Source organism: Actinoplanes sp. NPDC051346 (genome assembly GCF_040682215.1).
Classification (GTDB): domain Bacteria; phylum Actinomycetota; class Actinomycetes; order Mycobacteriales; family Micromonosporaceae; genus Actinoplanes.
This window is the reverse complement of sequence record NZ_JBFBAJ010000001.1, coordinates 67,363-89,979: the sequence shown is the minus strand read 5'-3', so window position 1 is coordinate 89,979 and position 22,617 is coordinate 67,363. Positions and strand designations below refer to the sequence as shown.

Here is a 22,617-nt window from a genome sequence, read left to right as displayed (position 1 = left end):
CCACACGCGACCGGCATGGCAGCCGCTCGACGCCAGCATCAGCCCACGCGGGCCAGAACGCCCCGCCACGCACCGACCAGGCCGCGAGCGAACCCACGCGCCGCCCAAGCCGCGGGCGAACTCAGTCGTCGGCGCCGTAGAGGCGACGGCGGACCGACAGCAGCTCGATCTCGGGCCGTCCCGCCACCTGGTTCTCACACGTGTCGATCACGGCCCGGGCCTGGCTGGGCTCGGCCGCCACCACGGCGACCCCGATCTGGGCCCGCGCGTGCAGATCGTGCATGCCGACCTCGGCGACGCTGACCTCGAACTTGCGCAGCATCGCGATGATCGGCCGGACATAGGAGCGCTTCTGCTTCAGCGATCGGGAGTCGCCGGGCAGGAGCAGGTCAAAGAGCGCGGTCTCCGTGTACATCAGCGAGCAGACTACGCCAACCCTCCGACAAGATCATCCGAATTAGCCGGCGGCTCAGGCCGGGTTGCGGGCCACCAGGACGTCGCGTTCGATGCCCTGGTCGACGCGGTGGCTCAGTTCCTGGTGGGCGACGATCTCCAGGCCGTTGGCGATCAGGATGTCCTCGGCCAGCTCGCGCTTGGCGACCTTGAGGTTCCAGGAGAGGCCGATCGCGCCGCCCGGGCGTAGCAGGCTCCGCCAGGCCGGTACGCCTCGTTCGAGCAGGTCGAGCGGGCGCCGGGACATGCCGCCCTCGTCGTCGTAGCTGCCGTGGGCGACGCCGTACGGCAGGTCGGCGACGACCACGTCGGCGCAGTGGGGGCGCAGCAGGCCGTCGATCTGGGTGGTGTCGGTGTGCAGCACCGTCACCTTCTGCACGTCTCCCGCCTTGTGGTCCTCCTTGCTCGCCGCCAGCGTGATCTCGAGGCGGCGGGCGGCGCGGCGGCCCTGGCGCCGTACGGGAACGAGCTCGGCGGTGTGCTTGAGCCGTTTGCGCTTGAGCCAGGTCTGCAGGAAGAGCTTGTACGCCTCCACGTCCTTACCGTCGATCTCGATGCCGAGCGCGTCGTAGCCGTACATGAGGGCCTGGTTGAGCGTGGTGCCGCGGCCGGCGAGCGGGTCGCAGACCGTGAGCCGGCCGTCGAGCATTTTCGGCGCGAAGGCGGAGGCGAGCAGCGTCAGGTTGAGCAGCAGCTTGGTGAACTGCTCGTTGGTCTTGCCGGCGTACTTCGGGATGGTGATGAGGTCGCTGTCGTAGCGGGCCAGCGGGCTGAGGGTGAGCGGGCGCAGCAGGTCGTCCTCGACCCGCGTGAAGAGGGCGTAGCCGGCCGACAGGTTGGACAGGTAGGCGATGTCCCGCGGGTCGAGTTCGCCGGAGAAGGTGAGGTAGCCGACGCCACCGATGGTGGTCTCCGCGAGATCCGTGAGCGGGCCGGAGAGCACCGGGGAGAACGCCGCCAGTTCCGCTAGGGAGAGGCGGCCGGCCTGGTCGGCGTAGACGCGGTTGGCGGAGGGGGCGAGCAGCAGGGCGTAGCGGGACATCCCAGTAGTAAAGACAACGGCCCCCGGTGCCTCAGCACCGGGGGCCGTGATCATGCCGGGGTTGTTACGACCGCGGCTTCTCGCGCATCTCGAAGGTCTCGATCACGTCGCCGACCTGCGGCGTGCCGAAGCCCTGGAGCGTCAGACCACACTCGAAGCCCTCGCGGACCTCGGTGGCGTCGTCCTTGAACCGCTTGAGCGAGCTGATCGTGACGCTGTCCGCCACCACGACACCGTCGCGCAGGATGCGCGCCTTGGCGTTGCGACGGAGCAGGCCCGAGCGGACCATACAACCCGCGATGAGACCGATCTTGGACGAGCGGAAGACCTCGCGGATCTCCGCCGTGCCCAGCTCGACCTCTTCGTACTCGGGCTTGAGCAGGCCCTTGAGCGCCGCCTCGATCTCCTCGATGGCCTGGTAGATCACGCTGTAGTAGCGGATCTCCACGCCGGCGCGGTCGGCCATCTCCTTGACCTTGTTGCTGGCCCGGACATTGAAGCCGATGATCGTGGCGATGGCCTCGGAGGAGGCCGACGCCAGGTTGACGTCGCTCTCGGTGATCGCACCGACGCCGCGGTGGATGACCTTGAGCTGGATCTCGTCCGGGATCTCGATCTTGAACAGCGCGTCCTCGAGGGCCTCGACCGAACCCGAGCCGTCGCCCTTGAGCACCAGGGTGAGCGAGGTCTTCTCGCCCTCCTTGAGCTGCTCCATGAGCGTCTCGAGCGTGGCCTTGCCCTTCGAGTTGGCGAAGCTCGCCGCGCGGCGGCGTGCCTGCCGCTGCTCGGCGATCTGCCGGACCGTGCGGTCATCCTCGGCGGCCAGGAACGTGTCGCCGGCACCCGGCACCGAGGTCAGACCGAGCACGAGGACCGGACGCGCCGGACCCGCCTCGGGGACCTGGTTGCCGTTCTCGTCGAGCATGGCGCGGACGCGACCGTGCGCGCCACCCGCCACGATCGAGTCGCCGGCCCGCAGCGTGCCCTTCTGGACCAGGACCGTGGCAACCGCGCCGCGGCCCTTGTCGAGGTGGGCCTCGACCGCGACACCCTGCGCCGGCCCGTCGATCGGAGCGGTGAGCTCCAGCGACGCGTCAGCGGTCAGCAGCACGGCCTCGAGCAGGTCGTCGATGCCGATGCCCGGCTTGGCGGCCACGTCGACGAACATCGTGTCGCCGCCGTACTCCTCGACGAGCAGGCCGTAGTCGGCGAGCTGCTGCCGGACCTTCTCCGGGTTGGCGTCCGGCTTGTCGACCTTGTTGACCGCGACCACGATCGGCACCTCGGCGGCCTTGGCGTGGTTCAACGCCTCGACCGTCTGGGGCATGACGCCGTCGTCGGCCGCGACCACGAGGATCACGATGTCGGTCACCTGGGCACCGCGGGCACGCATGGCGGTGAACGCCTCGTGGCCCGGGGTGTCGATGAAGGTGATCGCGCGGTCCTCGCCGTTGTGCGGGACGACGACCTGGTAGGCGCCGATGTGCTGGGTGATGCCACCCGCCTCGCCGGCGACCACGTTGGTCTTGCGGATCGCGTCGAGCAGCTTCGTCTTACCGTGGTCGACGTGACCCATGACGGTCACGACCGGCGGCCGGGTGACGAGGCGGTCCTCGGCGATCTCGGCGTCGAGGTCGATGTTGAACTGCGCGAGCAGCTCGCGGTCCTCGTCCTCGGGGCTGACGATCTGCACGTCGAAGCCCAGGTGCTCGCCGAGCAGCAGCAACGTGTCGTCGGAGCACGACTGCGTCGCCGTCACCATCTCGCCCAGGTTGAACATCTCCTGGACCAGCGAACCCGGATTGGCGTTGATCTTGTCGGCGAAGTCGGAGAGCGACGCGCCGCGCGACAGCCTGATCTCCTGGCCGTTGCCGCGGGGCGCGCCCGACGACATGGCCGGAGCCGACAGGTTGTCGAACTCTTGACGCCGCTGCTTCTTCGACTTGCGGCCGCGGGTCGGCCGGCCACCCGGACGCCCGAAGGCACCCGCGGCACCGCCGCCACGGCCACGGCCGCCGCCACCGGGACGACCCGGAGCGCCACCGACCGGTCCGCCGCCGGCGCCACCGGGACGGAAACCGCCACCGGCACCGCCGCCGCCACCGGGACGGAAACCGCCACCGGCACCGCCGCCACCGCCACCGGGACCGCCGCGGTAGCCACCGCCACCGCCGCCGCCCCCACCGGGACCGCCACGGTAACCGCCGCCACCACCGGCGCCGCCGGGACCGCCACGGCCGCCGCCGGGACCACCGGGACGACCGGCGCCGCCGGGACCCGCCGGACGACCGGGACGCTGCGCGGGCATGGACGCCGGGCTGGGCCGCGGCGGCATCGAGGCAGGGCTCGGCCGCGGCGGCATGCCCGGCTGGTTGGGACGCGGCATCGCCGACGGGGTCGGACGGGCACCGCCACCGGAGACACCGAACGGGTTGTTACCGGGACCGCGCGCCGGCGGACGCGGTGCGCCGCCCGGACCGGGACGACCCGGGGCGGGTGCGCCCGGCGTGCCGGGACGTGCGGCCGCGGGCGAGCCGGGACGCGGCGGAACCGTGCCCGGGCCCGGCGGACGCGGGCGCGAGGTGCCGTCGGCCGGGGGCTGCTGCGCCCGACGCTCGGCGTCACGGGTACGGGCGGCCTGAGCCGCCTTCACCGCGGCTTCCTGCTCGGCCTTGAGCGCCGAGGCGCGTGCCTCGGCGGCCGCCACCTCGATGTCGTGGGCACTCGCCGGCTTGGCGACCGGGCCGGGCGTGGGACCCGGGCGGCCGGGGACCGGCGCCTTGGGCCGGACCGTCGGGCCGGGGCTCGGCGCCGGGGACACGGGCGCACTGGGTGCACCCGCGGCAGGGGCGGCGGGCCGGCGCGGCGGCTGCGGCCGTGCGCTGGTAGGGGTGGGACGGGGCGCGCTGGGCGCGGGCGCACTCGGGGCCGCCGCGGCGGGGGCCGCCGGAGCGCCACCACCCTGGGCGTCGAGGGCACCACGCAACCGCCGGGCCACCGGGGCCTCGACCGTGCTCGATGCGGATTTGACGAACTCGCCCATCTCCTTGAGCTTGGCGAGAACGGTCTTGCTGTCGACCCCGAGCTCCTTCGCGAGCTCGTGTACGCGGGCCTTACCTGGCACTGCACTCCTCACTTCGAGGTCGTGCGAGCCAAACCCGCAGCGACCTCACTCCTGCACTTGAAGCCTGGTCATTTCAGGGACTTCATCGTGTGCTCATGTCGGTCGTCCTACCTTGCTGGGTCGTGACGGGGCTCTGACGCCTCGTCATCGGTCGTTCCGGGCGGCATGACCGCGCGGATGTGCTCGGCAAGCAAGCCGGTGTCAGCAACACCGGTGAGACGCAACGCCCGCCCGAAGGCGCGACGCCGCTCCGCCTGCGCGAAGCAGGCCGGATCAGGATGCAGGTGCGCTCCCCGACCCGGCAGCCGACGGCTCGGATCGGGCTCAAGCCGGAAACCATCTCCGACCATCACCGCGACGAACCGCAGCAAATGGGAGGTCAGCGCGCGTGAGCGACAGCCGATGCACGTTCGCATCGGGCCGACCTCCGAAAAGTCTACCCCTCGGACCCGGGATCCGCGTATCCGGTCAGCTTCCGGTCTCGGCGGCATCGCGCTCCGCGGCCGACGCCGGCTCGTTGTCGGGACGGATGTCGATGCGCCACCCGGTCAGCCGGGCCGCGAGGCGGGCGTTCTGCCCCTCCCGGCCGATCGCCAGCGAGAGCTGGAAGTCGGGCACGATCACCCGGGCGGTCCGCGCCCCGGCGTCCACGACCTCCACACGCAGGGCCTTCGCCGGCGAGAGCGCGTTGCCGACGAACTGCGCGGGATCCTCCGACCAGTCGATGATGTCGATCTTCTCGCCGTGCAGTTCGCTCATGACGGCACGGACCCGCTGACCCATCGGACCGATGCAGGCGCCCTTGGCGTTGACCCCGGGGACCGTCGAGCGGACCGCGATCTTCGTACGGTGACCTGCCTCACGCGCGATGGCGGCGATCTCCACCGTGCCGTCGGCGATCTCCGGCACCTCGAGCGCGAACATCTTCTTCACCAGGGCCGGATGCGACCGCGACAGGGTGATCTGCGGTCCGCGGAAGCCCTTGGCCACGTGCACGACGATCGCGCGGATCCGCGAACCGTGGTCGTACGTCTCCCCCGGCACCTGCTCGGCCTGGGGCAGCACCGCCTCGAGCTTGCCGAGGTCGACGATGACGATGCCCTTCTCGGCGCGGGCCGCGTCGGCCTGCACGATGCCGGTGACCAGGTCACCGTCGCGCCCGGCGTACTCGCCGAAGTGCACCTCGTCGGTGGCCTCGCGCAGGCGCTGCAGAATGACCTGCTTCGCCGTCATGGCCGCGATGCGGCCGAAGTCGTGCGGGGTGTCGTCCCATTCCCGGACGATCGTCCCCTCGGAGTCGAGCTCCTGGGCGTAGACCAGCGCCGCGCCGTTCTTGCGGTCGATCTCCACCCGGGCGTGGCTCTCCGCCCCGTCCGTGTGCCGGTACGCCGTCAGCAGCGCCGTCTCGATCGCTGCGAGGATCGTGTCGAACGGGATCTCCCGCTCGCGCTCCAGGGCGCGCAGCGCCGCGAGGTCGATGTTCACTTGTCCTCGCCCTCCCCATCCTCGTCGTCTACGTCGTCAGATTCGTCATCGTCATCGTCGGCGTCTTCGTCGTTGTCGTCCTCGTCGGCGAAGACCGCCTCGTCGAGCCGCTTGAACTCGATCTGCACCCGGCCCGGGCCCAGGTCGGCGTAGGCCACCTCGCTCGTCGTGCCGTCAACGTCCAGCACGATCCCGGCATCGTCGGCCGCGGTGACGCGACCGGTCGACGACCGGCCCGCGACGGCGACCGTCACCAGCCGACCCACGTTGCGCCGCCAGTGCCGCGGCAGGGTCAGCGGCCGGTCCACACCGGGCGAGCCGACCTCGAGTTGGTACTCGCCCGCGAGCAGCTCGCCCTCGGACTCCTCGACCGCGTCGAGCGCCGCCGAGATCTCCCGGGAGACCACGGCCACATCGTCCAGGCTGATCCCGCCGTCGGCGTCCACAAGCACCCGAAGCAGGTGCCGCCGGCCCGCACGGGACAGGTTCACCTCTTCGAGGTCGAACCCGGCCGCGACGACCACGGGCTCGATCACCGCGCGGACCCGGGCGCGGGCCGCTACGAGGTCGATCCGGGGCGCGGCCGGAGGGCGATTGTCATCGGAGGCGTCCCGGCCCCGGTTCCCGGAGCGGCGGTTCGCCGGCCGGGCGCCGGCGCGACCACGCTGCGTCATCGGGCCCAACCCTTCTGCTCGAGTACGGCGGGTGGCAGGCCGCCCGCCGTCCGATCGCCGGAAACACCGGCACGCCACCGGGGCCATGTCCCCGGAGGCTGACGCAGAGCGTAACGTGCCCGGCCCGTGACCCGGCCGCCGCCGCACCGATTCGGCGCCATGCGCAGGTCAGCGGTGTACCCGGCCGGGGAGCGCTCCCCGGGCGGGTCTCGGACGTGCGGCCATGGTGTTGACTGGCGGCGTGAAAAGACGTCAGCTCCTGGGCGCGGCCGCGGGAACGGCCGTGGGCGTGTCCGCGGTCGCGGGATGCGGGCTCTTCGACGAAGATTCCGACCCGGCGCCACAGCCGGACGCGCTGCAACCCGTGCTGGACCAGGCGCTGCGTCTGGCCTCCGCCTACGACCGCGCCATCGTCGCGGAGCCGGACCTGCGCGACAGGCTGAGCCCGCTCGCCGACGACCACCGCGCCCACGCCGCCGAGCTGGCCGGCGTCATCGGCGTCGCTCTGCCGTCGGCCGCCCCCTCCGAGCCTCCCGGCGACGCCCAGTCCGTGGCGTCGCTCCGCAAGGCCGAGCAGGCGGCGCAGAAGACCGCGACCGCCGCGTGCCGTACGGCGCCGGCCGACCGCGCGGCCCTGACCGGGTCGATCGCCGCCGCACGGGCCGCCCACGCCGAGGCGCTGCGGTGAACGCCCAGCTGGCGGCCGCCCTCGCGGCGGAGGAAGCGGCGATCTACGCGTACGGGGTGCTGGGCGTCAAGCTCACCCGCGACAGTGACCTGACCGAGGCGCGCGCGTCGGAGGCCACGCACCGCGACCGGCGGGACGTGCTGGTCAGCAAGCTCGCGGCGGTGCAGGCGAGCGCGGCACCGGCGCCGGCCGGCTACGAGCTGCCCTTCGCGGTGACCGACCGCAAGAGCGCGCTCAAGCTGGCGATCCAGGTCGAGGACCGCGTGGCCCAGGCGTGGCGGGCGGTGCTGCCGGTCACCGAGGGCGGCGACCGGTCGACCGCGCTGAGCGCCCTGACCGACGCCGCGGTCCGCGCGGCCCGGTGGCGGCGGCGCGGTTCGGTCACCCCGGCGACACTGGCGTGGCCCGGACGCCCCTGAGGCGGACGGCAAGCATCGAGGATCTTCCACTCGCGGGTCCCGTACCCGAGAATCAAGCGGTGTCGCTGGACGAGATCGACCTGGCCAACCCGCGGTGGTATCTGGCCACCCGACTGCGCGACGTGATCCTGCGGCGGTGGTCGGCGGAGGTGCGGGCCATCGCCGTGCACGGCTCGATGGCGCACGGCGACGACGCCGACGGCAGCGACGTCAACCTGTTCGTCGTCACCTACCGTCCGGCGGCCGGTCCCCGCGCGGCTCTGCGCCGCGTCGACGGCATCCTGGTCGACCTGAGCGTGGCGACCGGCGACGAGGGGCTGCGCCGGTCGCGGGAGCTGACGCACCGGTGGCCGCTGGAGGCCGACCGCTACCTCACCACCCGGGACCTGTTCGACCCGGGCGGATGGTTCGCCGCTCAGCGCGACGGGCATCTCGCGCGGCTGGCCGAGACCCGGCCGGCGGAGTTCAGCGGGCTCGCCCGGCGCAACTGGTGCATCGCCTCGGCCGCGCACGCCCGCGCTGTCCGGCTCGCCGAGTGGTACGAGACCGACGGCGCCCTCGTGCTGATGGCCGAGGCCCGCCTCCACGCCGCGCTGGTCACCGGGCTGCTCACCCGCACGTACTACCGCAGTCGGGCCGACGCGGTGAAGCGCGCCGGACTGGCCGGCGCCGACATGACCGAGCTGGGCGCGGTTCTGAAGTCGCAGGCGGAGGAGCTCACCGCCCGCGGCCGCCCGGTCGACGGCCCGTTGGGTGCCCTCTTCGACGGCTAGGGCAGCGTCAGGATCTCGAAGCCGTCCTCCGTGACCACCAGCGTGTGCTCGAACTGCGCCGTCCACTTGCGGTCCTTGGTGACGACCGTCCAGCCGTCGCCCCACATCTCGTACTCGTGGGTGCCGAGGGTGATCATCGGCTCGATGGTGAAGGTCATGCCCGGTTCCATCACGGTGTCGAGCCGGGGGTTGTCGTAGTGCGGGATGTAGAGCCCGCTGTGGAAGGTCTCGCCGATGCCGTGGCCGGTGAAGTCGCGCACCACGCCGTAGCCGAACCGGCGGGCGTACGCCTCGATGACCCGGCCGATGGCGTTGATCCGCCGTCCCGGCGCCACCGCGCGGATGCCGCGCATCATCGCCTCGTGGGTGCGCTCGACCAGCAGCCGGGCCTCTTCGCTGACCTCGCCCACGCAGAACGTCGCGTCCGTATCGCCGTGCACGCCCCCGATGTACGCGGTGACGTCGACGTTGACGATGTCGCCGTCCTCGAGCACCGTGCTGTCCGGGATGCCGTGGCAGATCACCTCGTTGAGCGAGGTGCAGCACGACTTGGGGAAGCCCTTGTAGCCCAGCGTCGACGGGTACGCCCCGTGGTCGGTGAGGAACTCGTGCACCACGCGGTCGATCTCGTCGGTGGTGACGCCCGGCTTGCAGTGCTCACCGGCTAGCTGCGTCGCCTGCGCGGCGAGCCGCCCCGCGATCCGCATCTTCTCGATCGTCTCCGGCGTCTGCACGTGCGAACCGCGCCACTCTTTCGGGCGCTTCTTGCCGACGTACTCGGGACGGACGATCTGCGGCGGCACCGCCCGCCAAGGCGCGAGCTTTCCCGGGGTGAGCGGGGCACGAACGGTCATGGCACCAGCCTATCGCCGCCGCCGGGACCGTTCCGCGGGCGTGCACGGGTTGTTGCCGCTCCTGGGCCCCTGTGTAATCGTGTCAGCGTGGATCAAGACGACCCCGAGAGCATCTTCTCGGCCACCACGTCGGTGGCCGGCGACCGCCTCACCGTGGTGGTGACCGGGGAGGTCGACATGTTGACCGCGGACGGGATGTTCCAGGCGGCGACCGACGAGGACGCCCGCGCCGTCACGCTCGACCTGCGCGGTGTCACCTTCTTCGACTCGGCGGCGATCCACACGCTGATCCGACTCGCCGAGCGCTTCCCCACCGCCCTCGAGGTCATCGCCTCCGCGCAGGTCCGGCGGGTGCTCGACATCTCCGGCCTCAGCGGGCAGCCCTGGCTGGTCAGGCGCGACTGACCGGCCGGCGCAGAGTCACCGAGGTGCCCGTCTCCGAGCGGGTCACCGTCAGCTCCGACAGGGCGCCGATCAGCGCCAGCCCCCGGCCGCGGAAGCTCGGCCCGGTCGCGGGACGCCACCTGCCGGTGTCGCGGACGGTCGCGGTCACCGCCTCCTCGTCGACCGAGACCCGCACCGTGATCATCGGCTCGACCGGGTCGATCGGGTGCTCGATCGCGTTCGCCGCCGCCTCCGAGATCGCCACCATCAGGTCGAAGATGTCGTTCTCCGGCACCTCGTTGCCGGTGAGGAAGTCCTCCAGCCGCCGGCGCAGCACGCTGAGCCGGGTCGGATCGGCCGGAAGCCGCAGCACGAACTCGCGCGGCTCGGTGGCCTGCAACGCGAGCAGCGCGATGTCGTCGCGACGGCTGTGCCGGGCCGCCTTCGTCAGCAGGTTGTCGAGCAGATCCTCGACGTGGTCGGCCGGCTTGGCCAGGTCGGCGCGGAGCTCGGCGAGACCGCTGTCGATGCCCTGCCGCCGGTCCTCCACCAGGCCGTCGGTGTAGAGCAGCAGCCGGTCGCCGGGTGCCAGCTCGGCCCGCAGCGTCGGATAGGTCGAGGCCGCCAGCGCCCCGATCGGTGGCCCCAACGCCGAGGTGTAGAGGAACTCGCCCTCCTGCCCGGACGCGGCACGCACCGGCGACGGGTGTCCCGCCGCGGAGTAGTGCAGCTCCCGCGTCCGCGGATCGAAACGCACGCACACCACGGTGGCGAACTGCCGCCGACCCAGGTTGTCCACCAGCCGGTTGAGGCGGGTCAAGGCCTCACCGCAGTCGAAACCCTCCAGAATGTACGCCCGGAGCGCGTTGCGCAGCTGTCCCATCCCCGCGGCGGCCTGCACCCCCTTGCCGACCACGTCACCGATGACGAGGAAGAGCTGGTCGCCGGGGACCTGGATGACGTCGTACCAGTCGCCGCCGACCTCGGCCTCGCTGCTGCCGGGCAGGTAGCGGCTCGCCACGATCGCACCCGGCACCCGCGGCAGCGACTGCGGCAGCAGGCTGTGCTGCAACGTGCTGGCGATCCGGTGCTCGGCCTCGTAGAGGCGGGCGTTCTCCAGGCGCAGGCCGATGAGGCGGGCCAGCTGGGTCAGCAGCACCGGCTCGAGCTCGCCGTCGGCACCGGACCAGACCATGAGCTCGCCGAGCGTCGCACCCGCGGTGTCCGGCAACGGCAGAACGGTGTCGGGGTCCGCCGACCCGGTGCCGCCGCCGACCACCTCGGCGCGGGCCCCGGGCGCGGTCATCACGACCCGGCCGGCCGAGGTCATCGCCGCGACATGCCGGGCGGCCACCTCGAGCACCTCGGCGGTGGTCCGCACGGTGTTGACCGCCGCCGCCGCGTCGACCAGGCCGCGCAGCCGGCTGATGATCTGTCGGCGCAGCTGTCCCAGCTCCAGATTGGCCCGTACGCGTGCGGTCAGGTCGCGGGCCGAGAAGGGCTTGATCAGATAGTCGTCGGCACCCGCGGACAGTCCCTCGACAGAGGACTCCTCGCCCGCCCGGGCGGAGAGCACGACGATCGGGACGTCCCGCGTACGTTCGTCGGCGCGCAACGCCTTGATCAGGCCGAACCCGTCCAGCCGCGGCATCATCACGTCGGTGAGCACCAGGTCGAACGGCTCGCATCGGGCCTGCTCGAGGGCTTCCTGGCCGTCGACGGCGGTCGTGACCTCCCAGTACGGCCTCAGCAGCCGCGCGACGTGGTCCCGCAGGTCGGCGTTGTCGTCGACGAGCAGCACCCGACCCCGGCGGCCGTCCTCCACCTCGCCGGGCGGCGCCGGAGGGCCCGGTTCCGATCCCGTGTCGCCGAGCCACCAGTGCGCCTCCTCGACATAGAGGCGGGCCTGCTCGTCGGGCAAGGCCGCGGTGCGCTCGTCGACGATCCGATCGGCGGGCAGGTGCGCCGTGCCGAGCGGAAGGGTCACCGTGAACGTGCTCCCGGCGCCGAGTTCGCTGCGCGCGGTCGCCGTGCCGCCGTGCATCTCGGCCAGCTCGCGGACCAGGGCCAGGCCGATGCCCGTACCCTCGTGGCTGCGCGACCAGGTCCCGGTGACCCGGTGGAAGCGATCGAACAGCAGCTGCTGATCCTCCTCGCTGACGCCGATGCCGGTGTCCTCGACCTCCAGCACCGCGGAGCCGAACCGTTCGCCGAGGCGGACGGTGATGCCGCCCGACCGGGTGAACTTGACGGCGTTGGAGAGCAGATTGAAGACGATCTTTTCCCACATCTCGCGGTCGACGTGGACCGGCCCGCTCAGCGGGGGACAGTCGACACGCAGGTCCAGACCGGCCCGCTCGGCGGCCGAGCGGAACGTGCTGGCCAATCGCGCCGTATAGTCGGCAAGGTCGGTGGGCAGGTACGCCGCGCGCAGCCGCCCCGACTCCAGCCGCGAGAAATCGAGCACGGTGTTGACCAGCTTCAGCAGACGCAGACCGTTGCGCTGCATCGGCAGCAGACGGTCCCGCAGCTCGTCGCCGAGGCCCCGGCTCGCCAGCAGGTCCTCGAGCGGGCCCAGGATCAGGGTCAGCGGGGTCCGGAACTCGTGGCTGACGTTCGAGAAGAAGTTCGTCTTCGCCGCGTCCAGCGCGGCCAGCTCGGCGGCCCTGCGGCGTTCCTGTTCGTACGTCCGCAGATTCGTCACGGCCCGGGAGATCTGCGCGGCGACGAGATCCAGGAAGTCCCGGTACCCGCCGTCCAGGGCCAGGTAGCGGCTGATCCCGACAACGAGGACGCCGACGTCGCTGCCGCCCATGCCGACCGGCAGCACCAGGGCCTGGTCCGCGGCCGACGGCGGCGGCGAGCCCGTGACCGCGACGACCGGCAGCTCGGCGGGCCGGTTCGTGCGTATGACTTCCTCGACGACCCGGCGCAGCGTCCCGTGGGGGACGCCATCGTCGGCGGTGTCGTCCAGATAGAGCGCCGCGAACGGCACGTCGCCTCGGTTCTCGCCGAGAACCCGCGCCGCCTGGGCGCCGAGCGCCGCCTGATCCGGCGAATCGGCCAGCAGGGAGCCGAGCCGGCTGAGCGTCCGGACCCGGCGGTCCGCGAGCACCCGCCGGGTGGTGTCACTGACGATGCAGAACACGCCGCCCACCGTGCCGTCCTCGCGGCGGATCGGGTCGTACGAGATGTCGAAGTACGTCTCCTCGAGGAAGCCGTACCGCTCGAGCATGAACGGATGGTCGGCGGCGTAGTACGCCTCGTCGGCCGCGGTCACCCCGTCGAAGAGGTCCTGCAGCAGCGACCACGTCTCGGCCCACATCTCCCGCCCGGGGCGGGCCAGGTGTCCGGGATGCTTGCTGCCCATCGTGGTGATGTACGCGTCGTTGTAGAGCGCGCAGTGGTCGGGCCCCCAGAAGAGCACGATCTGCGCCTTCGAGGCGAGCATCGTCGCCACGGCGTTGGCGAGCTCCTCGGGCCACCGCGCGGGTACGCCCAGCGGAGTGGCCGCCCAGTCCAGGGCGAGCATCCGGCGGCCCATCTCGCCGCCGCGCTCGAACGCCATCCGGAGCCGCTCCGGCAGGGCGCCGCCCATGCATCCTCCAGAACTGGTGCTGGACCGGTCGTGATCGGCACAGCGCTGGTGAAAATTGCACGGTAACGGTAACCAGCCGCGCCCGCCTGGCAACCCCGGCCCCTGCCGGTCGCGGGCGCGGGATCAGGCTCGCTCGGCGCGGTCTTTTGCTCGGCCCAGTTCCTCGCTCGGCCCAGTCTTTTGCTCGGCCCAGTCCCGAGCGCGGCGGGCGCGGGATCAGGCGGCGAGGCTTGACCGGCCCAGTCCCGAGCGGCGGGCGGCTGCCTCGGCCAGCGCGGCGAAGACCCGTAGGTCGCGGGTCCGCTCCGGGTGCCACTGCACGCCCAGGGCGAAGGTCAGGTCGCGGTCCTCGAGGATCTCCACGATCCGGTCGTCGGGGCACCAGCCGCTGACCGTGAAGGTGCCGGGATCATCGACCGCCTGGTGGTGGAAGGAATTCACGGTGAGGTGCGACCCGAGCAGAGCCATGGCCCGCGAGCCGCGCCGCACCTCGACGTCGTGCCGGCCGAACGACGAGGAGTCCGCTGCGAGCGGGTCAGTGCCGGGAGAGGCTCGGTGCCGGTCGTGGCCGACCAGGTCGGGAAGGTGCTGGTGCAGCGATCCGCCGGTCGCGACCGCCATCAGCTGCATGCCCCGGCACACCCCGAGGACGGGCAGGTCCGCGTCGAGCGCGGCCCGCATCAGCATCAGCTCGGAGAGGTCGCGGACGGGGTCGGTATCGGTCGCCGGATGCGGCTCGGCGCCCCAGTGCGAAGGGTCCACATCGCCGCCGCCCGCGAAGACGATGCCGTCGAGCGACTCGATCACGTCGGTGTCGGGATCGTCGGGGGTGATCAGAACCGCTCGCCCGCCGGTGGCGTGCACGGCCTTGACGTAGGACATGGGGAGCATCCCGGCCATGACGTCGTTGCCGTTGTACTTCACGTGTTCGGCATACGAGGTCAGTCCGATCAAAGGCCTGCGCATACGTGCGAACCTCCTCGGGTCTCCAGGTCTTCGCTATCGGCCGGCGAATGCGAGGCCTTAGGGGGAATTGGGCGGTCGGCTTTTCCATAACCCATCGCCGCCCGTCGCAATCTGTTGATCACCGACGTTTTCCTCGCGCCGTCACGGCGTTCCCATCCGGCCGATTCCGTCCGAATCACCCCACACCAGCCAGACCCCGGCCAGCGACATCGTCGTCGACGAGTGGGGAGCGGCGCTCATTTCCAACACGGTCGGCGGCCTACGAATTCCGGCGAATTCCGTCGTTCACCCCATCGGGTGCGCAAGTCCCCCGCGGCGGGACGCGGCTGCGATGAGCGCGCCGAACAACCGTTTGTCGCGCGTCACTTCCGGATGCCATTGGACGCCGACGACGAAGGACCGCGTCGGGTCCTCGACCGCTTCCACTCCGCCGTCGTCCGCGTGTCCGGTGACTGTCAGCGAGCCGGCGTCGGCGACACCCTGATGGTGGTAGCAGTGCACTTCGCGGTCTTCACCCATGAGGCCGGCGATCCGGCTGCCCTCGGTGAAGCGCACCTCCTGCCGCCCGTAGACGGCGGGAGCGGGCCGGTGCCGGTCGTGGCCCAGCACGTCGGGGAGATGCTGGTGCAGCGAGCCGCCGGCGGCCACGGCCAGGAGCTGCATTCCCCGGCAGATCCCCAACACCGGCAGGTCGAGGTCGAGTGCGGCCCGCGCCAGCAGCAACTCCGCCGAGTCGCGGTCGGGCCGCGTGACGGTCAGCGGCTGCGGGCGGGCGCCGTACAGCTCGGGGTCGAGGTCGGCGCCGCCGCTGAGCACCAGGCCGTCGAGAACCCGCAGCACGTCGGCGTCGAGGTCGTCGGGCGGCAGGAGCACCGCCCGGCCGCCGGCGGCGGTCACGGCGGCCACGTAGTCGTGGGGAATCAGCGCGGTGGGCAGGTCATGCCACACCGCCCAGCTGGCGGGCTCCACGTAGGTGGTGATGCCAATGACGGGACGCATCAGGCCAACCTAGGCCCTGACCCGGCGGTGATGCAGGCGCGGCGACTGGCCGGCTTAGGCCCTGACCCGGCGGTCGTGCAGGCGCGGCAACTGGCCGGCTTAGGCCCTGACCCGGCGGTCGTGCAGGCGCGGCAACTGGCCGGCTTAGGGCCTGACCTGGCGGTCGTGCAGGCGCGGCGGCTGGCCGGCGAGCTCGGCGGTGGTTGTGCCGCGTGGTCGGCGTGGTCTCCCGACAACACGAGCGCGCGACGCCGGTCCCTGAGGGCTGGCGCCGCGCCCGGGCCCGTGCCTCCCACCGGCGCAGCGATCGAAGCGTGCACCGGCGGGGATTCGACCCCTGCGCGCTGCCTGAGCAGCGCGTGAACGATCGGTGCCCCCGGACTGATCGTTTTAAACAAACCATCACGGATTGGCTGTGCCAGATCGTGACTCACAGCGGCGTCACGTAGGCCCCGGTGATGCCGCCGTCCACGACGAACTGGGCGGCCGTCATGAACGACGCGTCGTCGCTGGCCAGGAAGGCGACCGCCGCCGCGATCTCCTCCGGCTCGGCGAAGCGGCCCATCGGCACGTGCACGAGCCGCCGGGCCGCACGCTCGGGATCCTTGGCGAACAGATCCATGAGCAGCGGCGTCGCCACCGGCCCCGGGCACAGCGCGTTGATCCTGATGCCCTCGCGGGCGAACTGCACGCCGAGCTCGCGCGTCATGGCCAGCACGCCGCCCTTGCTCGCCGTGTACGCGATCTGCGACGTCGCCGCACCGAGCAGCGCGACGAACGACGCCGTGTTGATGATCGAGCCCTTCCCCTGACGCCGCATGTGCGGAATCGCGTACTTGCAGCAGAAGAAGACGCTGGTGGTGTTGACCTTGAGCACCCGCTCCCAGGCCTCGATCCCGGTGACCAGGATGGAATCGTCATCGGGCGGGGAGATGCCCGCGTTGTTGAAGGCGATGTCCACCCGGCCGTGCCGCTCGGCCACCCCGTCGAAGAGTGCCCGCACCGCCTCCTCGTCGCTGACGTCGCAGGCGACGAACTCGCCGCCCACCTCATCGGCGGCGGCCTTGCCCGCGTCCGGCGAAATGTCGACGCAGACCACCCTGGCACCCTCGGCGGCGAACCGCCGCACGGTCGCGAGCCCGATGCCGCTGCCGGCCCCGGTGACAACGGCGACCCGATCCTGCAAACGTTCCACGCCGACCCTCTCAGCTGTCCGTCGAGATAAACACGTTCTTGACATCGGTGAAGCTCAGTGGCGCGTCGGGGCCCAGCTCACGGCCGAGCCCGGACTGCTTCATCCCACCGAACGGCGTCCAGTAGCGCACCGACGAGTGCGAGTTGACGCTGAGGTTGCCGGTCTCCACGGCCCGCGCCATGCGCAACGCCCGGCCGAGGTCGCGGGTCCAGAGGGAGCCGGAGAGCCCGTACTCGGTGTCGTTGGCCAGCTCGATCGCCTCGGCCTCGTCGCGGAAGGGCATGACCGACAGCACCGGCCCGAAGACCTCCTCGCGCCAGTGCGGATCGCTGGACGAGCGGGCGAGCAGGACGGTCGGCGGGAACCACCATCCGTCGCCGCTCGGCGCCTCGCCGGTGAAGGCCACCTCTGCCGCGGCGGTGTAGGAGGCCACCTTGTCCCGGTGGGCGGCCGAGATCAGTGGACCCATCTCGGCGGTGTCGAGACTCGGGTCCTGCACCCGGAAGGCCTTGACGGCCGGCTCGAGGAGCGCGAGGAACCGCTCGTACACCGATTCCTGCACGAGCAGCCGCGACCGTGCGCAGCAATCCTGCCCGGCGTTGTCGAAGACCCCGCCCGGCGCGGCGGCCGCGGCACGTTCGAGATCGGCATCGGCGAAGACGATGTTGGCGCTCTTGCCGCCCAGCTCGAGGGTCACCCGCTTCACCTGATCGGCGCAGCCCGCCATGATCGACTTTCCGACCTCGGTGGACCCGGTGAAGCAGACCTTGCGCACGGCCGGATGCGCGACGAACCGCTGCCCGACGACGCTGCCCTTGCCCGGCACCACCGTGAACACGCCCTCGGGCAGCCCCGCTTCCAACGCCAGCTCTTCGAGGCGGATCGCGGTCAGCGGGGTCAGCTCGGCCGGCTTGAGCACGACGGTGTTACCCGCGGCCAGCGCCGGCGCGAACCCCCACCCGGCGATCGGCATCGGAAAATTCCACGGCACGATGATGCCCACCACGCCGAGCGGCTCATGAAAGGTCACGTCGATGCCGCCGGGCACCGGAATCTGCCGCCCGGACAGCCGCTCCGGCGCGGCCGCGTAATAGTCGAGAACGTCGCGAACGTTGCCCGCTTCCCAGCGCGCGTTGCCGATCGTGTGCCCGGCGTTGCTCACCTCGAGCCCGGCGAGCTCCTCGACATGCTCGTCCACGACCGCGGCGAACCGCCGCAGCAACCGGGCCCGATCCCCCGGCGCCACCTGCCGCCACGACAGAAAAGCCCGCTGTGCCCGCTCGATCGCGGCATCGGTCTCCGCCACCCCGAACGCCTGCACGGTCGCCAGCACCCCACCGCTCGCCGGATCGAGCACCTCACTGCTGTCCACCACTCACCCACTCACATTCTTTCGAAGCCTCGGCGGAGCTCCCAGTCGGTGACCGCGGCGTCGAAGGCGGTCAGCTCCACCCTGGCCATGTTCGCGTAGTGCGCGACCACCTCGCTCCCGAACGCCGCCGTAGCCACCGGTCCACGCTCCCACAACTCCAGGGCGTCGCGCAGCGTCGTCGGCACCCGGGGCGCGGCGCCGTCGTCGTAGGCGTTGCCCTGGAACTCGTCCTCGAGGGACAGGTCGTTCTCGATCCCATGCAGCGCGCCGGCGACGAGCGCCGCGATGGCGAGATAGGGGTTCACGTCGCCGCCCGGCACCCGGTTCTCCACCCGCATGCCCTGGCCGTGCCCGGCGATCCGCAGGGCGCAGGTCCGGTTGTCGACCCCCCACCGCAGCGCCGTCGGCGCGAAGGAGCCCGGCTGGTATCGCTTGTAGGAGTTGATGTTCGGCGCGAAGAGCAGGCTGAGCTCCCGCATCGTGGCGAGCAGTCCGGCGAGCACCCGCTGCCCGGTGACCGACAGGTGGGCGGGACCGTCGCCGAGCATCGCCGAACGGCCGTCGCGCCCCCGCAGCGAGAAGTGGATGTGGCAGGAGTTGCCCTCGCGGGCGTTGGGTTTGGCCATGAAGGTCAGCGCCATGCCCTCCTGGGCGGCGATCTCCTTGGCCCCGTTCTTGTAGATCACATGGTTGTCGGCGCAGGCGAGCGCATCCGCATAGCGGAAGGCGATCTCGTGCTGCCCGAAGTTGCACTCACCCTTGGCGCTCTCGGGGACCAGCCCGGCGCCGGCCATGTCGTTGCGGATGCGGCGCAGCAGCGGCTCCACCCGGGCGGTGCCGAGCAGCGAGTAGTCCACGTTGTACTGATTGGCGGGTTGAAGATCGCGGTAGTTCTTCGCGAACGCCTGCTCGTAGGTGTCGCGGAAGAGGACGAACTCGAGCTCCGTCCCGGCGAACGCGGTGAGATCGTGCGCGGCCAACCGGTCGAGCTGATGGCGCAGGATCTGTCGGGGCGAGGCGTAAACCGCCTGGCCGTCGGTGGTCTCCAGGTCGGCAAGGACCATGGCCGTGCCGGGCTGCCACGGCACCGGCCGCAGCGTGTCGAAGTCGGGGCGCATGACGAAGTCGCCATAGCCGCTGTCCCACGACGACATCGCGTAACCGCCGACGGTGTTCATGTCGACGTCGACCGCGAGCAGGTAGTTGCAGCCCTCGCTGCCTCCGGAGACCACCTCATCCATGAAGTAGCGGCCGTGTAGCCGTTTGCCCTGCAGGCGGCCCTGCATGTCGGTGAGTGCGAGCAGCACCGTGTCGATGCTGCCGTTGTCGACGGCGACGGCGAGGTCCTCGAGTTCCATGGGTGCAGTCCTATCGCATGGGGCTGACATTTCTCGTCGGGCCGGGCCGGGGACCCGGCCCGACGATGGATGATCACTCCGGTGGGGTCGGCATGGTCTGCTCGCCGTGCGCCGCCTTCTCGATGAGGTTCTGCTTGGGCCCGGTGAACCACTTCCGCGCACTCGCGAACCACCAGACGCCCGCGGCGCCGACGACGACCAGTACGGCGACGATCGTGTAGTTGAAGGTCTTGGCCGTGACCGGACTGGTCGTGGGCAGGACGAACAGCACACAGATGATCCCGACCCAGACGATGGCGATCCACCCGATCGGCGCACTCCACCGGCCAAGATGCCACGGACCCGGCTGGAAGTCCGGGCTGAGCCGCCGCAGGAGCACAGGGCCGACGTAAGCGATGTAGAGGCCGATGACGGCGATGGACGTCGCCGCCAGGTAGGCGGTCGTGTTCCACAACGACGGCAGCACCAGGAGGGTGCTCAGCGTCACGCAGAGCCAGATCGAGTTCGTCGGCGTACCCGTGCGGGGGTTGACCTGCTTCCACAACCGCGAGCCGGGCAGCGCGCCGTCACGGGCGAAGGCATACGCCATCCGCGAGTTCGCGGTGACCGATGCCATGCCGCAGAACCACTGCGCGACCATGCAGATGAACAGCAGGAAGGTCCCGAGGTCGTGTCCGACGGCGTCGATGAAGATCTGGGCCGGCGGCAGGCCGAGCAGGGTCGTACGCTCCGCCTCGTAGTCCTGGATGGACCACGTGATGGCGACCAGCAAGACGAAGCCGGCGATGACCGAGACCACCACCGACATCACGATGCCGCGCGGCGCTGCCCGCGCCGCGTCGTGGGTCTCTTCCGCCACGTGCGCCGAAGCGTCATATCCCGTGTACGTGTACTGCGCCATCAGCAGCCCCACGAGAACGGCATAGGCACCCGCACCGGCGAACGTGAAGCCGGTGGAGTTCTGCACCTCGAAGAAGACCTCCGAGATCGGCTTGTGGTTGTCAGGCACGACGGCGAGCACGACAACGATGACGGCGACCCCGACGAGATGCCACCAAGCACTCACATCGGACAGCAACCGGACCAGGTTCACGCCAAACGTGTTGAGCAGGCCGTGCACCACGATGATGACCAGGAAGATCAGGAAGATCCGCGGCGCGGTCACCTCCATGTCGAAGGTCAGACCCAGGAAGGCGGCGGTGGTCATCGCCGCACCGAAGTCGATCGCGGCGGTGACGGCGACCTCGCCGAGGAAGTTGAACCAGCCGACGAACCAGGCCCAGGCGGCCTTGTTGCGTTTGGCAAGGGCGGCGGCCCACCAGTAGAGGGCGCCCGCGGTCGGATAGGCGGAACAGACCTCCGCCATCGCCAACGCCACGAAGGTGACCATGATCCCGACGAAAAGCCACCCGAGGGTAATGGCGAGCGGCCCACCGGCGTTCATGGCGACGCCGTACGACGTGATCGCGCCGGCGAGAATCGAGATGATCGAGAAGGAGACCGCGAAGTTCGAGAAGCCGGACAGTCGGCGATGCAGTTCCTGCTGGTAGCCGAGCTGGGCGAGCCGTTCTTCGTCGGTGCTGGGGACAGGGTCAGCGCTCATACAGGCTCCCTAGACCGAGTGGCAGCTGTGACCTGGGCCACCGCCGTTGGGTGATGATCCACCCGTGGCGCGACAGCCGTCAATGAGTCCCCGTAATTGCGTTGCCCAGCGCGAAGCACAACACGCACACTCGTACGCATGTCAGGGTCAACCAATGCGCGACGCGGGCTCACCCGCGAGACACGCGCGGCCCTGCCGGTGTTCTGACGCCGCACCACGGCGCGCGAGCCCTCGGCAGGCATCGCGAACACCCGGGAGCCGCCGCACGGCGCTCCCACCCGCGGCGGCGCGGGGCGCGGTCACCTCTCTCTCGACACAGCGATGCGCTGTGCCATGCGCCCGCCCCGCGCTGCCGCTCCTCGGCTTTCGGGTCGCTCCGCTCCTGACTCCGTCAGCTTGCTCGGCTTGCTCAGCTTCTCGGCTTGCTCAGCTTCTCGGCTTGCTCAGCTTCTCGGCTTGCTCAGCTTCTCGGCCGAAAAATCTACAGCGGCGAGTCTAGAAATTGACACGTGGCGGGCCTAGTATCGGGTGGTCGGCCACGCACAGCCGGCACGCAACTGGCACAGACCCTGAGTTGGTTAAGGAGGACGAGATACCGCAGCAACGCGTAATCACCACGTCCCCAAATCGACAAGAGGTGATCGCAGCCGATGCCCATCACTCCGGCCGTCCGCTAGCGGCACGCAGGCGGAACGGCCGTGCCGACGACGGTCGGCACCAGAATTGAAGAACCAAGGCCCCGGTAACCCGCCGGGGCCTTGGACTATGTCTCGCTCTTGGTCGCGCCGCCTCGGTCTTCGCGTCCCCAGTTGCCTGCTTCCAGTCGCGTCCCTCTAGCCGCCTGCCTCCCAGGCTCGTCCTCCCAGCCGCCCCCAGCGCTCTCCCTCAGCCGCCTGCCTCCCAGGCTCGTCCTCCCAGCCGCCCCCAGCGCTCTCCCTCAGCCGCCTGCCTCCCAGGCTCGTCCTCCCAGCGACCTCCCCTCACCCGCGTCCTTGTGTATGCCCCTTGTGTCGCTCCCTTGCACGTCGCCCCCTATGTGTCGTCCCCCTTCGGAAGGCTCGATGAGTACTGCGTTCGACGACGCCGACTTCCCGGCGTATACGATGGGACGTGCCGCCGACATGCTCGGCGTGACGCCCGCATTCCTGCGCAGCCTGGGAACGGCCGGGTTGATCGAGCCTCAGCGCTCACTGGGCGGCCATCGGCGGTATTCGCGGCATCAGCTCTGGCTGGCCGGCCGGGTACGCCATCTCCTCGACGAGGGGATCCTCCTGACGGCCGCCTGCCGCATCGTCACCCTGGAAGACCGGCTCGCGGCGGCCCACCGCCGGATCATCGAGCTCGGCGGCACCCTCACCGCCGACCACGATGCCAACATCCCCACTCCGACACACCCCGACATCGCTACCACCAGCTACTACCCCACACCCCGCACCGACCACTCCCCCACCGCGCCATAGCCCCAGCACCGCGACCCCACAGCACCGCGGCCCGACCGGCACTGGACCCACCAGTACCGCGACCAACCGGCACTCCGCGGCCCGACCGGCACTGGACCCACCAGTACCGCGACCAACCGGCACTCCGCGGCCCGACCGGCACCGGACCCACCAGCACCGCGACCAACCGG

19 protein-coding genes are annotated in these 22,617 nt (G+C 70.9%); 5 read left to right on the top strand and 14 right to left on the bottom strand.

Translation table 11 applies throughout. The features are described from left to right. Window positions 1–121 precede the first annotated feature (121 nt). The 6 genes from AB0M36_RS00405 to rimP form a co-directional block, all read right to left on the bottom strand. Window positions 122–415: a DUF503 domain-containing protein gene (locus AB0M36_RS00405; protein WP_364150157.1), complete on the bottom strand. Its 294-nt coding sequence runs from the start codon at window positions 413–415 to the stop codon at window positions 122–124. 54 nt (window positions 416–469) lie between these two features. Further along, window positions 470–1,495 carry an SAM-dependent methyltransferase gene (locus tag AB0M36_RS00400; RefSeq protein ID WP_364150154.1) on the bottom strand — a complete coding sequence of 342 codons (1,026 nt, stop codon included), beginning with the start codon at window positions 1,493–1,495 and terminating at the stop codon, window positions 470–472. Window positions 1,496–1,559: 64 nt separating this feature from the next. After that, window positions 1,560–4,619: a translation initiation factor IF-2 gene (gene infB / locus AB0M36_RS00395; protein WP_364150152.1), complete on the bottom strand. Its 3,060-nt coding sequence runs from the start codon at window positions 4,617–4,619 to the stop codon at window positions 1,560–1,562. A gap of 107 nt (window positions 4,620–4,726) precedes the next feature. Continuing rightward, window positions 4,727–5,035 carry a YlxR family protein gene (locus tag AB0M36_RS00390; protein WP_364150149.1) on the bottom strand — a complete coding sequence of 103 codons (309 nt, stop codon included), beginning with the start codon at window positions 5,033–5,035 and terminating at the stop codon, window positions 4,727–4,729. Window positions 5,036–5,087: 52 nt separating this feature from the next. Continuing rightward, the gene (nusA, locus tag AB0M36_RS00385) at window positions 5,088–6,104 is read right to left on the bottom strand and encodes a transcription termination factor NusA (RefSeq protein ID WP_364150146.1); all 1,017 of its coding nucleotides are present in this window, start codon (window positions 6,102–6,104) and stop codon (window positions 5,088–5,090) included. Then, on the bottom strand, window positions 6,101–6,778 hold the full coding sequence (gene rimP, locus AB0M36_RS00380) for a ribosome maturation factor RimP (RefSeq protein ID WP_364150143.1): 678 nt from the start codon (window positions 6,776–6,778) through the stop codon (window positions 6,101–6,103). Before rimP ends, nusA begins: the two co-directional genes overlap by 4 nt. Before the next feature lie 241 nt (window positions 6,779–7,019). Between rimP and AB0M36_RS00375 the strand changes: the two genes are divergently transcribed. Genes AB0M36_RS00375 through AB0M36_RS00365 form a run of 3 tightly spaced genes read left to right on the top strand, consistent with a single transcriptional unit; the run spans window position 7,020 to window position 8,658 of the window. Then, window positions 7,020–7,466, top strand: a complete 447-nt coding sequence (locus AB0M36_RS00375; protein ID WP_364150140.1) for a hypothetical protein — start codon at window positions 7,020–7,022, stop codon at window positions 7,464–7,466. Beyond that, window positions 7,463–7,885, top strand: a complete 423-nt coding sequence (locus AB0M36_RS00370) for a DUF4439 domain-containing protein (protein ID WP_364150137.1) — start codon at window positions 7,463–7,465, stop codon at window positions 7,883–7,885. The genes AB0M36_RS00375 and AB0M36_RS00370 overlap by 4 nt, the downstream gene beginning before the upstream one ends. 59 nt (window positions 7,886–7,944) lie before the next feature. Continuing rightward, window positions 7,945–8,658 carry a nucleotidyltransferase domain-containing protein gene (locus AB0M36_RS00365; RefSeq protein WP_364150134.1) on the top strand — a complete coding sequence of 238 codons (714 nt, stop codon included), beginning with the start codon at window positions 7,945–7,947 and terminating at the stop codon, window positions 8,656–8,658. Here the strand turns inward: AB0M36_RS00365 and map are convergent. Further along, window positions 8,655–9,512, bottom strand: a complete 858-nt coding sequence (gene map / locus AB0M36_RS00360) for a type I methionyl aminopeptidase (RefSeq protein WP_364150131.1) — start codon at window positions 9,510–9,512, stop codon at window positions 8,655–8,657. The genes AB0M36_RS00365 and map overlap by 4 nt on opposite strands. A gap of 87 nt (window positions 9,513–9,599) precedes the next feature. Between map and AB0M36_RS00355 the strand changes: the two genes are divergently transcribed. After that, a complete protein-coding gene (locus AB0M36_RS00355) occupies window positions 9,600–9,917 on the top strand; it encodes an STAS domain-containing protein (RefSeq protein WP_364150128.1) in 318 nt (105 codons plus the stop codon). Here AB0M36_RS00355 and AB0M36_RS00350 read toward each other — a convergent pair. From AB0M36_RS00350 to AB0M36_RS00320, 7 genes are all read right to left on the bottom strand, one after another. Then, on the bottom strand, window positions 9,904–13,494 hold the full coding sequence (locus AB0M36_RS00350; protein WP_364150125.1) for a SpoIIE family protein phosphatase: 3,591 nt from the start codon (window positions 13,492–13,494) through the stop codon (window positions 9,904–9,906). The genes AB0M36_RS00355 and AB0M36_RS00350 overlap by 14 nt on opposite strands. A gap of 216 nt (window positions 13,495–13,710) precedes the next feature. Next, window positions 13,711–14,460, bottom strand: a complete 750-nt coding sequence (locus AB0M36_RS00345) for a gamma-glutamyl-gamma-aminobutyrate hydrolase family protein (protein WP_364150122.1) — start codon at window positions 14,458–14,460, stop codon at window positions 13,711–13,713. Window positions 14,461–14,745: 285 nt separating this feature from the next. Beyond that, window positions 14,746–15,459, bottom strand: a complete 714-nt coding sequence (locus tag AB0M36_RS00340; RefSeq protein WP_364150119.1) for a gamma-glutamyl-gamma-aminobutyrate hydrolase family protein — start codon at window positions 15,457–15,459, stop codon at window positions 14,746–14,748. Between the two features lie 430 nt (window positions 15,460–15,889). After that, window positions 15,890–16,699, bottom strand: a complete 810-nt coding sequence (locus AB0M36_RS00335) for a 3-oxoacyl-ACP reductase (RefSeq protein WP_364150117.1) — start codon at window positions 16,697–16,699, stop codon at window positions 15,890–15,892. Further along, on the bottom strand, window positions 16,665–18,026 hold the full coding sequence (locus AB0M36_RS00330) for an aldehyde dehydrogenase family protein (protein WP_364152142.1): 1,362 nt from the start codon (window positions 18,024–18,026) through the stop codon (window positions 16,665–16,667). The genes AB0M36_RS00335 and AB0M36_RS00330 overlap by 35 nt, the downstream gene beginning before the upstream one ends. A gap of 11 nt (window positions 18,027–18,037) precedes the next feature. After that, window positions 18,038–19,384, bottom strand: a complete 1,347-nt coding sequence (locus AB0M36_RS00325) for a glutamine synthetase family protein (protein ID WP_364150114.1) — start codon at window positions 19,382–19,384, stop codon at window positions 18,038–18,040. Between the two features lie 73 nt (window positions 19,385–19,457). Beyond that, window positions 19,458–20,987, bottom strand: a complete 1,530-nt coding sequence (locus AB0M36_RS00320; protein WP_364150111.1) for an amino acid permease — start codon at window positions 20,985–20,987, stop codon at window positions 19,458–19,460. Between the two features lie 1,061 nt (window positions 20,988–22,048). Between AB0M36_RS00320 and AB0M36_RS00315 the strand changes: the two genes are divergently transcribed. Beyond that, window positions 22,049–22,447, top strand: coding sequence for a MerR family transcriptional regulator (locus AB0M36_RS00315; protein ID WP_364150108.1), 399 nt, complete (start codon window positions 22,049–22,051; stop codon window positions 22,445–22,447). Window positions 22,448–22,617 lie beyond the last annotated feature (170 nt).

Coding starts and splice junctions, on each gene's coding strand:
- AB0M36_RS00405 (WP_364150157.1), bottom strand. CDS start 415: ATGTACACGGAGACCGCGCTCTTTGACCTGCTCCTGCCCGGCGACTCC.
- AB0M36_RS00400 (WP_364150154.1), bottom strand. CDS start 1,495: ATGTCCCGCTACGCCCTGCTGCTCGCCCCCTCCGCCAACCGCGTCTAC.
- AB0M36_RS00390 (WP_364150149.1), bottom strand. CDS start 5,035: ATGCGAACGTGCATCGGCTGTCGCTCACGCGCGCTGACCTCCCATTTG.
- rimP (WP_364150143.1), bottom strand. CDS start 6,778: ATGACGCAGCGTGGTCGCGCCGGCGCCCGGCCGGCGAACCGCCGCTCC.
- map (WP_364150131.1), bottom strand. CDS start 9,512: ATGACCGTTCGTGCCCCGCTCACCCCGGGAAAGCTCGCGCCTTGGCGG.
- AB0M36_RS00350 (WP_364150125.1), bottom strand. CDS start 13,494: ATGGGCGGCGCCCTGCCGGAGCGGCTCCGGATGGCGTTCGAGCGCGGC.
- AB0M36_RS00345 (WP_364150122.1), bottom strand. CDS start 14,460: ATGCGCAGGCCTTTGATCGGACTGACCTCGTATGCCGAACACGTGAAG.
- AB0M36_RS00340 (WP_364150119.1), bottom strand. CDS start 15,459: ATGCGTCCCGTCATTGGCATCACCACCTACGTGGAGCCCGCCAGCTGG.
- AB0M36_RS00335 (WP_364150117.1), bottom strand. CDS start 16,699: ATGTCAAGAACGTGTTTATCTCGACGGACAGCTGAGAGGGTCGGCGTG.
- AB0M36_RS00325 (WP_364150114.1), bottom strand. CDS start 19,384: ATGGAACTCGAGGACCTCGCCGTCGCCGTCGACAACGGCAGCATCGAC.
- AB0M36_RS00320 (WP_364150111.1), bottom strand. CDS start 20,987: ATGAGCGCTGACCCTGTCCCCAGCACCGACGAAGAACGGCTCGCCCAG.
- AB0M36_RS00315 (WP_364150108.1), top strand. CDS start 22,049: ATGAGTACTGCGTTCGACGACGCCGACTTCCCGGCGTATACGATGGGA.